The 11721-nt window shown below is 59.4% G+C and carries 12 protein-coding genes; all 12 read right to left on the bottom strand.

What is annotated here, in order from left to right:
* Nucleotides 1-13: 13 nt before the first annotated feature.
* The 12 genes from GHO32_RS20080 to paaK all read right to left on the bottom strand — a co-directional run bounded on the left by GHO32_RS20080 (nt 14) and on the right by paaK (nt 11623).
* Entirely contained in the window at nt 14-775 is a 762-nt protein-coding gene (locus GHO32_RS20080) for an energy transducer TonB (RefSeq protein WP_153334892.1), read from the bottom strand.
* 3 nt (nt 776-778) lie between these two features.
* A complete protein-coding gene (locus GHO32_RS20085) occupies nt 779-1186 on the bottom strand; it encodes a biopolymer transporter ExbD (RefSeq protein WP_048372729.1) in 408 nt (135 codons plus the stop codon).
* A 470-nt stretch (nt 1187-1656) separates the two neighbouring features.
* Entirely contained in the window at nt 1657-2148 is a 492-nt protein-coding gene (locus GHO32_RS20090; protein ID WP_153334893.1) for a GNAT family N-acetyltransferase, read from the bottom strand.
* A gap of 131 nt (nt 2149-2279) precedes the next feature.
* Entirely contained in the window at nt 2280-4334 is a 2055-nt protein-coding gene (gene paaZ / locus GHO32_RS20095) for a phenylacetic acid degradation bifunctional protein PaaZ (protein ID WP_153334894.1), read from the bottom strand.
* A 29-nt stretch (nt 4335-4363) separates the two neighbouring features.
* The gene (locus tag GHO32_RS20100; RefSeq protein WP_153334929.1) at nt 4364-5971 is read right to left on the bottom strand and encodes a cation acetate symporter; all 1608 of its coding nucleotides are present in this window, start codon (nt 5969-5971) and stop codon (nt 4364-4366) included.
* 35 nt (nt 5972-6006) lie between these two features.
* Nucleotides 6007-6315: a DUF485 domain-containing protein gene (locus tag GHO32_RS20105; protein WP_153334895.1), complete on the bottom strand. Its 309-nt coding sequence runs from the start codon at nt 6313-6315 to the stop codon at nt 6007-6009.
* Between the two features lie 43 nt (nt 6316-6358).
* Nucleotides 6359-7435 (bottom strand): 1,2-phenylacetyl-CoA epoxidase subunit PaaE, encoded by a 1077-nt coding sequence (gene paaE / locus GHO32_RS20110; protein ID WP_153334896.1) that lies wholly within the window; start codon nt 7433-7435, stop codon nt 6359-6361.
* A gap of 33 nt (nt 7436-7468) precedes the next feature.
* Entirely contained in the window at nt 7469-8002 is a 534-nt protein-coding gene (gene paaD, locus GHO32_RS20115; RefSeq protein WP_153334897.1) for a 1,2-phenylacetyl-CoA epoxidase subunit PaaD, read from the bottom strand.
* Nucleotides 7989-8750: a 1,2-phenylacetyl-CoA epoxidase subunit PaaC gene (gene paaC, locus GHO32_RS20120; protein ID WP_153334898.1), complete on the bottom strand. Its 762-nt coding sequence runs from the start codon at nt 8748-8750 to the stop codon at nt 7989-7991. The genes paaD and paaC overlap by 14 nt, the downstream gene beginning before the upstream one ends.
* Nucleotides 8751-8758: 8 nt before the next feature.
* A complete protein-coding gene (paaB, locus tag GHO32_RS20125) occupies nt 8759-9040 on the bottom strand; it encodes a 1,2-phenylacetyl-CoA epoxidase subunit PaaB (RefSeq protein ID WP_153334899.1) in 282 nt (93 codons plus the stop codon).
* A gap of 15 nt (nt 9041-9055) precedes the next feature.
* Nucleotides 9056-10045, bottom strand: a complete 990-nt coding sequence (gene paaA / locus GHO32_RS20130) for a 1,2-phenylacetyl-CoA epoxidase subunit PaaA (protein ID WP_048372745.1) — start codon at nt 10043-10045, stop codon at nt 9056-9058.
* 252 nt (nt 10046-10297) lie between these two features.
* Nucleotides 10298-11623, bottom strand: coding sequence for a phenylacetate--CoA ligase PaaK (gene paaK, locus GHO32_RS20135; RefSeq protein WP_153334900.1), 1326 nt, complete (start codon nt 11621-11623; stop codon nt 10298-10300).
* Nucleotides 11624-11721 lie beyond the last annotated feature (98 nt).

Raw genomic sequence — 11721 nt, forward strand, 5'->3', positions numbered from 1 at the left:
GAAGTGGTTTTAGTTATTGCTCAATGTTGTATACAAGCGTGGCGCTAAAGCGGTATTTATCCTTGCCCGAAAAAGTGTTGTCGGGAAAAGGCACAACTTGGTCGAGGCGTTTCAAACTTGTTTGTGCTGCCCGATTGAGCAACATGTTTGCCGCCTTCTTTTCAATGCCCGAATCGAGCACCTTGCCGCTTCGATCAATCAGCAACCACACCACCACATTGCCTTCCGGGCGTTGTAATGAAGCTTCGCGACCTCGCGGGTATTGCTTGTATCTCTCTAACTCCGCCAGCAGGCGAGCGGTGTAGCGGCTCTCCTGGTCTGCCGGGTTGGTGTGGGGCACCTGGGCAACAGGTCTGGCCACCGGGGCTGCCGCTGGCGGTGCTGCTGTTGGCGCGGGGGCCGGTGCCTGCACCACAGGTTGTGGCTTGGGCGGTGTCGGTGCGGCCTTGACCACTTGCGGTTTGGGCTTGGGCGGCGGCGGTTTTGGTGCCGGCGGCTTGGGCTTGGGTGGCGGTGGTGGCGGCTCTTCGATTTGCGCTTCGGCCTCTTCGATTTCCGGCGGCGGTGGCGGTTGTTCAACCACTGGCTCAGGCTCGGGTTCAGGTGGCGGCGGGAGCAATTCCTCAGGATCGATCAAGGCGATTTCGACGGTTGTATCGTCGTACTTCGGGGTGATCTTCAAGGTTGTGTGTGTGGCGCTATGAATGGCCACCGCCAGCAGGCAAATCGCTGGAAGACAGGCGATTGCTTTGCGGGATTTGAAAAGAACCGACATGACTTAGAGCTTCCGGGTCGCGATGGAAACGGAGGAGAAACCGCTGCTTTTGAGCACGTCCATCACGCTCACCAAACGCGCTACTTCAACACCCTCATCGCTGTTGAGGATGATCACCATCTTCTGCTCAGGGTTTTCCATGGCCTTGAGCTGTACCACCAGTTCGGTCTGGTCCAGGTCCTTGCCGTCCAGTTGCAGGCGGTCGTCCAGGCCCAGGGTAATCACAGCCTTGTTTTGCGGCTTGAGTTGTTGCGCGTGTGCAGCGCCTGGCAACTGAGTCTTGATCCCCAGCGCAGGGATCACGTTGAGACTGATCAATACGAAAAACACCAGCAGAAACATCATCACGTCGATCATCGGAATGATCTCGATATGCAGGCGTTTTTTCTTAGGTTCTTCCCAGCTTCGCATCACGTGTACTCCAGTCCACAGAGGGGATCACACAGCTGATCGCCCATTCAGATTCTCACTTGTGGTTAGCCAGGGCACAGTAGCTGTCGAACCTGTCTCAAGTGACAGGTTGGAGAGTAGGGGAGCGGTGTTTCATTTTGATTTCAGCAATATTATTTTGTTACGAAAGCTCTGGATGTGTGTTGTTTCTGTAAAGCTGCTATGTAAGTCGCGGTTTTTTATGGGTTTTAACGTGATTTTAAGGATTTTGTTCTGGGGCGCAGGGATTAGGTGAGTTGCTGGCTCAAACTGAAAAAAACTGACATGTGTGTCAGTTTTTTGGATTTATGATTGGCTTTCAGCATGAGGAGGGGAAGCAGACCGTGACAATGTCGAAGACACGTTACGGTCAAGTCATGGTGATTTGTATGACAGCGAGGTTAAAACTTGCGAACAGCTCAAGATCAAAAGATCGCGAGGCAAGCTCGCTCCTACAAGACCATCACCATCTCGTGCCACGCCATCCCGCCATGCTCGGAGGGCGAAGGCTGCACGTAGGCATAGCCAAAGTGTTTGTAAAGGTCGATATGCTGTTCTTTGCACATCAGGTGAATGGTGGATTTACCCATGCCGCGCATATGTTCGACAAATTGGCGCATCAGCTTGCCCGCATGGCCCTGGCCTTGATGGGCCGGATCCAGCACCACCGACATGATCACGACATTGGCAGCGTCTGGGTCGTGGCCTGCCAGCTCTTTGAAAGACTCGTCAGACATGACCACTTCATGGGCGCAACCACTGTTGATGAACCCGGCGATTTCGCCGTCCAGTTCCAGTACCAGAAAGCCTTCAGGATACTGACCGATACGCGTGGCAATTTTTGCGTGAGTGGCGGCTTCGTCGCCTTCGTAGGCCTGGGTTTCGATTTCGAAGCAGCGATCGGTGTCTGCGGGTACTGCCTGGCGGAAGATGGGGTGTGTCATGTGGATCAATCCTGTTAAGGCGCGTGTAGGTTTGCCATTTTAAGCTCAGAACAAAATGCGCCCCAAAAGACTCAGCTCAGTCCTTTGGGGCGCTTGCAGTATGGTTCTCGATCGCTTCAGGTGGAAGGCTCTTAAGCTTCGCGCTTAACCACCAAGGTCAAAATATCGTAACTGGCGACCAGTTCGCCCAGTTGGTTGGTCACTTCAACATCCCACGCCACCACCCCTTGCGGGATGCCTTGGGGACTCTTCTTGCCTTGGTCAATTTTGCGCTTGCAGGTCAGGCGCGCCTGAATGGTGTCGCCAATCCCCACCGGGTTGATAAACCGCAGGGTGTCCAGCCCGTAGTTGGCCAGTACCGGGCCGGGTGCCGGGGAGACGAACAGGCCGGCCGCTGCCGACAGCACAAAGTAGCCGTGGGCAATGCGTTTGCCGAACTGCGATTCCTTGGCGGCGATGTCGTCGAAGTGCATATAGAAGTGATCACCCGACAGGCAACCGAAGTTCACCAGGTCGGCTTCGGTGACGGTGCGCCGGTGGGTCAAGAGTGACTCGCCGATCTGCAGGTCCTGGAAATACCGGCGGAACGGGTGCACGTCGGTTTCGATGACCTTGGCGCCGCGTACGTACTCACCGGTGACTGCTGCCAGCATGCTCGGCGAACCCTGTACGGCGGCGCGTTGCAGGTAGTGTTTAACCGCGCGCAAACCGCCCAACTCTTCGCCGCCGCCCGCGCGGCCCGGGCCGCCGTGCTTGAGTTGCGGCAGGGGCGAGCCATGGCCGGTGGACTCTGCCGCTGATTCACGATCAAGCACCAGTAAACGGCCGTGCCAGGCTGCCGCCACCGGGATGGCCTTGGCCGCAATGTGCGGGTCTTTGGTGATCAAACTGGCCACCAGGCTGCCTTTGCCGCGTGCGGCCAGTGCCAGTGCTTCGTCGAGATCGTCGTAGGCCATCAAGGTGCTGACCGGGCCGAACGCTTCGATGTCATGGGCGCCGCCTTCAGCATGCGGGTCACGGGCTTGCAGCAAGGTTGGGGCAAAGAACGCACCCTGGCTGACGTTTGTACCGCGTGGCTCAAAACCGTCGCGGGCACCGAACAGCAGGTCGCTGCTTTGCAGCAGGCTTTCAAGGCGTTCGCTGACGTCTTTGAGTTGATCGTGGGAAGCCAGTGCACCCATGCGCACGCCTTCGACCGACGGGTCGCCGACCACGACTTTACGCAATTGATCACGCAAGCGGCTGGCTACCGCATCGATGTGCTTGGCCGGGACGATGGCGCGGCGGATGGCGGTGCATTTTTGCCCGGCCTTGGTGGTCATCTCGCGGGCTACTTCTTTGATGAACAGCTCGAACTCTTCATCGTCCGGGCTCACGTCCGGGGCCAAAATTGCGCAGTTCAGCGAGTCTGCTTCGGCGTTGAACGGCACCGAGTGGCGGATCAGGTTGGGGTTGACCCGCAGCTTGGCGGCGGTGTCGGCAGACCCGGTAAAAGTCACCACATCCTGGCCTTGCAGGCGGTCGAGCAAGTCACCGGTGCTGCCAATGATCAGTTGCAGGCTGCCCGCAGGCAGCAAGCCCGACTCGTCCATCAGACGTACCACGGCCTCGGTCAGGTAGCTGGTGGCGCTGGCCGGTTTGACAATGCACGGCATGCCGGCCAGAAAGCTGGGGGCAAATTTTTCCAACATGCCCCAGATCGGGAAGTTGAAGGCGTTGATGTGCACCACAAGGCCGCCACGGGGCACCAGAATGTGCGTGCCCGCGAACGTGCCCAGCTTGCTCAGTGGCATCGCCGGGCCCTCGTGCACGATGTTGCCCGACGGCAGTTCGCGCGAGCCGAGGCTGGCATAGGTGAACAGCGTGCTGTTGCCGCCTTCAATATCAATCCAGCTGTCGGCACGGGTCGCGCCACTGTGGTGGGACAGCGCGTAGAGCTGTTCTTTGCGCTCGCTCAGGTACAGCGCCAATGCCTTGAGACGCTGGGCGCGCTGTTGAAAATCGAGGGCCTGCAGGGCGCTGATGCCTTGATGGCGACCGTGCTCGATGGCTTCGGCAAAGTCCAGGCGCTCCTCGTGGGTGCGCGCCAGTTCGTGGCCGTCGATGGCACTGCGCAGCACTTGAGCGCCGTGTTGGCCGATCCAGCGGCCAGCGATAAAACTTTGCAGGGTAGGGGCGTGAGGCATCACGGTTCCTCCGGGTTAAAAATATGGGATTAGTGTTTGCTGGCGCCCGCAGCGCCAATGCCGGTCATGGAACGAATGAACTGCGCCAGGTATCGGCCGCGCTCAAGGACCGCGCGGGGCGAACGGTCGGTCACGGAAAAGAACCACGCGCTGAAAAACGCCAGGCTCATGGAAAACAACGCGGGGTTGGAATACGGGAACAGCGCCTTGTCGTGCTGCAACACGTTGACCCACACCGCCGGGCTGAGCACCAGCAGCACAATCGCCGAGACCAGCCCCGACAGGCTGCCGAGTACGGCGCCGCGGGTGGTCAGGCCTTTCCAGTACATGGAAAGGAACAGCACCGGGAAATTCACCGAGGCGGCAATTGCCAGCACCAGGCCGGAAAGGAAGGCAATGTTCTGAGATTCAAACAACAGGCCGAGGATGATCGCCAGCACGCCAATACACAGGGTGGCGATGCGCGACACGCGAATTTCCTGTTGTTCGCTGACCTGGCCCTTGCGGATGACGCTGGCATACACGTCATGGGACACCGCTGAGGCCCCCGACAGTGCGAGCCCGGCCACCACCGCCAGGATCGTGGCGAAGGCCACCGCCGAAATGAACCCCAAAAACAGGTTGCCACCTACTGCCTGCGCCAGGTGCACGGCGATCATGTTGCTGCCGCCGATGATTGCGCCGCTGGCGTCACGGAACTCCGGGGCCGTGCCGACCATGACGATGGCGCCAAAGCCGACAATGATCAGCAGCAGGTAGAAGTAGCCGATAAAGCCTGTGGCGTAGAACACGCTCTTGCGGGCTTCCTTGGCATCGCTGACGGTGAAAAAACGCATAAGAATGTGTGGCAGGCCAGCGGTGCCGAAAATCAAGCCAAGCCCCAGGGAAATGGCCTCGACAGGGTTGGCCAGCAAGCCGCCCGGCGCCATGATTGCGGTGCCCTTGGCGTGGACTGCGCTCGCCTGGGCGAACATCGCTTCGGTGCTGAAGCCAAAATGCTTGAGCACCATAAAGGCCATGAAACTGGTGCCGAACAGCAGCATCACTGCCTTGATGATCTGTACCCACGTGGTCGCCAGCATGCCGCCAAAGGTCACGTAGAACACCATCAGCACGCCAACCAGGATCACCGCGTAGAGGTAGTCGATGCCAAATAGCAATTCAATGAGCTTGCCGGCCCCGACCATCTGCGCCACCAGGTACATCAACGCCACGGTCAGGGTGCCGAACGCTGAAGTCAGGCGTACCGGTGTTTGTTCAAGGCGATACGAGACCACGTCGGCAAACGTGTATTTGCCCAGGTTGCGCAGGCGCTCGGCAATCAGGAACAGGATGATCGGCCAGCCGGCCAATACGCCCAGCGCGTACAAAAGCCCGTCATAGCCGTTGAGAAACATCATCGCTGAGATGCCCAGAAACGACGCCGCCGAGATCATGTCACCGGCAATCGCCAGGCCGTTCTGGAAACCGCTCATGCCACCGCCAGCGGTGTAGAAGTCACTGGCCGAGCGTGTGCGCAAGGCCGCCCAGCGCGTGACGCCGAGGGTAAACAGCACAAACACCATAAACATGCCGATGGCGTTCCAGTTCAATGGCCGTGATGTTTCCTCGGCGGCAAGCGCCAGGTCCGCGACCATCACTAAAGGCAAAACAAACCCAGCATTGAGGCGGCTCACAGGGCGCACTCCTGCTTGAGTTTATCGTTAAGCGGGTCGATGACCCGGTTGGCCCGGTACACGTAAAAGCCGGTCAGGGCGAAGGCCGCCAACACCACCAGTACACCGACGAGCATGCCCACCGAGGTCACGCCGTCACTCAGGGGCTGGCCCAGGGTGGCCGGGGAGAACGCCACCAGCAGCACAAAGCCGAAGTAGATCACCAGCATGATCAGCGACAGCGACCAGTAGAGGTTTTGCTTGCGGCGTACCAACTGAATGAAATCGGGGTTTTGACAAATACGCTGGATGTCGTCGGGGGTCATGATGGTGCGCTCCTTCTTATTGTTGTAGTGGGGCGAGACGGTGTTACAGCTGGTCGAAATCCAATACCACCTTGTCACTGACCGGGAATGCCTGGCACGACAGCACATATCCGGCAGCCACTTCGTAGTCTTCGAGGGCGTGGTTGCTGTCCATCTCCACTTCGCCTTCGATCACCTTGCACTTGCAGGTCGAGCACACCCCGGCCTTGCACGAATACGGCAGCTCGGCACCCTGCGCGTTGCCTGCGTCGAGGATGCTCTGGCTGTTGCGCGGTAGGTCGAAGGCCAGGGCGCGACCGTCACTGATCACGGTGATCTGGCTGACTGCCGCGTCGATCTGGCGGGCCGCCTCGCGGGCCTCGCGTTTTTGCTGGCTGCCGGCAGCGGCAAAGAGTTCGAAATGAATGTTCTCAGGCGCCATGCCCTCAGACTTGAGGCAGTCGCGCACGGTTTCGGTCATCTCTTGCGGGCCGCAGATAAACGCGGCGTCGAGTTGCTTGACGTCGAGCCAGCGGGTGAACAGCTGGGTGCATTTTTCGGCGTTGATCCGGCCGTTATAAAGGTCGACGTCCTGTTGTTCACGGCTGAACACGAAGATCAGGTTCAAACGCTGCAAATAGCGGTTTTTCAAGTCTTCGAGCTGCTCGCGAAACAGTGCGCCGGAGCTGGAGCGGTTGCCGTACAGCAACGTCACGCGGCTGTGCGGTTCGGTCTGCAATGTGGTCTTGATGATCGAGAGAATCGGCGTAATGCCGCTGCCAGCCGCCACCGCCAGGTAATTGCCATGGCGCGCCGGGTCCAGCTCTACGTGAAAATGCCCGGCGGGCGGCATCACTTCCAAACTGTGCCCGGCCTTTAACTGCTCGTTGGCAAAGGCTGAAAAACGCCCGCCTGCGACACGTTTGACGGCAATTCGCAGTTCGCCGTCATTGACCCCGGTGCAGATCGAATAAGAGCGGCGCACTTCTTCGCCGTCCAGCAGGGTGCGCATGACCAGATGCTGGCCCTGGGTGAAGTGAAAACTGTCTTGCAGGTGCTGCGGAATGTCGAAGGCGATGGACACCGCATCACGGGTCTCGGTGCGCACATCCTTGATGGTCAGGCTGTGAAACTTACTCATGGTTATTCTCCAACCAAGACGGCCGAGGGCGCCTCAGATGCATTTGAAATAGTCGAACGGTTCCAGGCAGTCGCGGCAGCGGTACAGTGCCTTGCAGGCGGTGGAGCCGAATTCGCTGAGCACTTCGGTGTGGGTGCTGGCGCAGTGCGGGCAGGCGATCACCGGGCTTTCGCCGAGCAACGTGCGCTTGCTGGCGCTGCCTTGCGGCGGTGCGATGCCATAGGCGCGCAGGCGCTCGCGGCCACTGTGGGTGATCCAGTCGGTGGACCAGGCCGGGGTCAACTTGCGCTCCAGTTGCGGTGCGCGAAAACCGGCCAGCTCCAATGCCTCACGAATATCGCTCTCGATCACTTCTGTGGCGGGGCAGCCGGAATAGGTGGGCGTGACCACCACATGCAAGTGCCCGGCTTGCCAGGCCAGATCGCGGACAATACCCAGGTCGACCACGCTGACCACCGGCACTTCCGGGTCCATGACCTGCGCAAGGATGGCCCACGCCGCCGCCAGGTCCGTGGGTTGCACCGGGCGCGCGCCGAGGTCGCTGGCGATCAGCTCACCAGGTTGCATCGGGGTACGCTCGGGGCAAAAACTGCATTTCGGCCAGCAGAATGCCCAAGTGTTCGGTGTGCAGGCCGCTTCGCGCGTTCAGGTAGAAATAGCTCGGTGCCGCGGGCACGGGCAGGGTGGCGCGGGTAAACGTGTCGCTGACGGTGGCTTGCCATGTGGCAGCAACGTGGGCGGTGTCCGGCGTGATGGCGGCCTCGCACAGGCGTTGTTCGCTGTCATCGGCGCTGGTCAGTTCCACGGTAAAGCGCCACACCTCGGGGAGGGCGGCGAGCATGCGCGCGTGGCTTTCGTCGGTGCCGTCACCGAGCCGCTCCACCCATTCGCTGGAGCGACGCAGGTGGTAGGTGACTTCTTTGACGGCTTTGGCGGCGATACCGGCGATGCGCTCGTCGCTGGACTGGCTCAGGCCTTCAAGGACTGGCAGGTGCCAAGCGTCATACAAAAACTGCTTGAGAATGGTGACCGCGTAATCGCCATTGGGTTGCTCCACCAGCAGCAAATTGCGATAGGCCCGCTCATCCCGGCGGAAGGCCAGGTGGTCTGCATCGCGGCCGTCATCCAACAGTTCGGCGGCGTATTCCAGCCAGTTGCGCGCCTGGCCGACCAGGTCGAGGCCGACGTTCATCAGCGCCAGTTCTTCTTCCAGTGCAGGTGCATGGCCGCACCACTGGCACAGGCGCTGGCCCTGGATCAGGGCGCTGTCGCCGAGGCGCAGGAGGTATTCGGTCAGATCAGTAGTTGGCTTCATGGTTGACCTCACATGTGCCCGACTTCGGCCGGCAACTCGTAGAAGCTGGCGTGGCGGTAGACCTTGTCGTCGGCCGGGTCAAACAACGGGTCTTTTTCATCCGGCGACGAGGCGGTAATCAACCTGGAGGGCACCACCCACAGGCTGACGCCTTCGCTGCGGCGGGTGTACAGCTCGCGGGCGTTCTCGATGGCCATGGTGGTGTCGGCGGCGTGAACGCTGCCAACGTGTTTGTGGTTGAGGCCGTGCTTGCTGCGCACAAAGACTTCAAAGAGGGTCCATTCAGACATAACGGTAACTCCGGATCAGGCAGCGTTCTTATTGTGTTTTTTACGGGCGTGGGCGACGGCGGCTTCGCGCACCCAGGCGCCGTCTTCAATGGCCTTGCGGCGGGTGGCGACGCGCTCCTGGTTGCACGGGCCGTTACCCTTGAGCACTTCGTAGAATTCGTTCCACTGGATTTCGCCGAAGTCGTAATGACCGCGTTCGGCGTTCCACTTCAGGTCCGGGTCGGGGCAGGTGCAGCCCAGCAGTTCAAGCTGTGGAATGGTTTGGTCGATGAAACGCTGGCGCAATTCGTCGTTGCTCTGGCGCTTGATCTTCCAGGCCATGGACTGGGCGCTGTTGGGGGAGTGTTCGTCGCTGGGGCCGAACATCATCAGCGACGGCCACCAGAGGCGGTTGATCGCGTCCTGGACCATGTCTTTTTGTGCCTGATTGCCTTCGCGCATCATGGTCAGGAGGATTTCGTAGCCCTGACGCTGATGAAAACTCTCTTCCTTGCAGATACGCACCATGGCCCGTGAATAAGGCCCGTAAGAGGTGCGCTGCAGCACTACCTGGTTGACGATGGCCGCGCCATCCACCAGCCAGCCGACGGCGCCCATGTCGGCCCAGTTCAGGGTCGGGTAATTGAAGATGCTCGAGTACTTGGCCTTGCCGCTGTGCAGCTTGGCGATTTCTTCGTCGCGGTCGGCGCCCAGGGTTTCCATCGCGCTGTACAGGTACAGGCCGTGGCCGGCTTCGTCCTGGATCTTGGCCATTAATTGCAGTTTGCGTTTGAGCGACGGCGCGCGGGTGACCCAGTTGCCTTCCGGCAGCATGCCGACGATTTCTGAGTGGGCGTGTTGAGAGATCTGGCGGATCAGGGTTTGCCGATAGGCATCGGGCATCCAGTTTTTGGCTTCGATCTTGATTTCGGCGTCGATTTTTTCCTGGAAGGCGCGTTCCTGATCGGACATCTCCGCCAGGTCCTTGATGCGCTTAACGCCGGTTTCTACAAGCTGTGCGTACATGGGGCTCTCCCGCCTTGCATGTGTTCATAGGCATGGAGAACTTTATAAGCGATACAAAAATTAATATCAAACACAAAATAGTGTGTTCTATTTATTTTTTGTATCGCTTTTGGCGTATTTGGGTGTTTGCCAGGCGAAAAAAAGCCCCGCAAAAGCGGGGCTGTACGTCAATCATCAGTAGGAGCGAGCTTGCCTCGCGATCTTTTGATGCTGAAAAGATCGCGCGACAAGCTCGCACCTGCAGGCCGGTGGTCAGGCTTTAGGGCGTTTATCAATCACGTGGCAGGCTTTGCCTTCCGAGCGCTTGAGCGAATGCAGCGGCTGCAAAACGATACGGGAACTGATGCCGATATGGGTTTTGATATGTCGGCTCAGCTCGTTGGTCACGGCGCTCTGTTGTTCGCTGCTGAGGTGCTGATGCTCGGCTTTAAGCTCTACGTGCACGTCCACGCTGTCGAGATTGCCATTGCGATACAGATGGATCTCATAGCTTTCATAAAGTTGTTTTACTTTTAGTACTTGCTCCTCGACCTGGGTCGGGAACACGTTGACCCCGCGAATGATCAGCATGTCATCGCTGCGCCCGGTGATTTTGTCGATGCGCCGCATGGGCCGCGCCGTACCTGGAAGCAGGCGCGTGAGGTCGCGGGTGCGGTAGCGGATCATGGGCAGCGCCTCCTTGCTCAGGGAGGTGAACACCAGTTCGCCCATTTGCCCGTCTGGCAGCACCTCGCCGGTGACCGGGTCGATGATTTCGGGGTAGAAGTGGTCTTCCCAAATGGTCGGGCCGTCTTTGCTTTCTGCGCACTCCATGGCAACGCCGGGGCCCATGATTTCCGAAAGGCCATAGATGTCCAGTGCGGTGATGCCCAGTCGCGCTTCGATGGCGCTGCGCAGTTCGCCGGTCCACGGCTCGGCGCCGAAGATCCCCAGGCGCAAGGCCAGCTTGTGCGGGTCGATGCCCTGGCGTTCTAGCTCATCGGCAATATTGAGCATGTACGAGGGGGTGACCATGATGATGTCCGGCTGGAAATCCTTGATCAGTTGCACTTGTTTTTCGGTTTGCCCGCCGGACATCGGGATCACCGTGCAGCCCAGCCGTTCAGCTCCGTAGTGGGCGCCCAGACCGCCGGTAAACAGGCCGTAGCCATAGGAAATATGCACCTTGTCGCCACGCTGGCCGCCAGCGGCGCGAATTGAACGGGCAACCACATTGGCCCAGGTGTCGATGTCGTTCTGGGTATAGCCCACCACCGTCGGTTTGCCGGTGGTACCGCTGGAGGCATGCAGGCGTACGACCTCATTCATGGGCACGGCAAACATGCCGTACGGGTAGTTGTCACGCAGGTCGTTCTTGGTGGTGAAGGGGAACTTGGCCAGGTCCGCCAGAGACGTGACGTCGTTGGGGTGAATGCCCAGTGCATCGAAGCGCTGACGGTACAGCGGCACGTTGTTGTAGGCGTGGCCCAGGCTCCAGCGCAGGCGTTCGAGCTGGTGTTCTCGCAATTGATCGACGCTGGCAGTTTCCATCGGGTCCAGCAACGGGTTAAGCACGGTCGTTGACATTGGCATGTTCATGAGTTCACTCGAATTATTTTTGTCTATCAGCCCGGCTTAAATGCCGGGCCTTGAGTGCATGCCCCAAGGATACCGCTCGGCTCCCCGGGAATCGCGAA

It is taken from the genome of Pseudomonas sp. FSL R10-2189 (assembly GCF_009600325.1).
GTDB lineage: Bacteria > Pseudomonadota > Gammaproteobacteria > Pseudomonadales > Pseudomonadaceae > Aquipseudomonas > Aquipseudomonas helleri.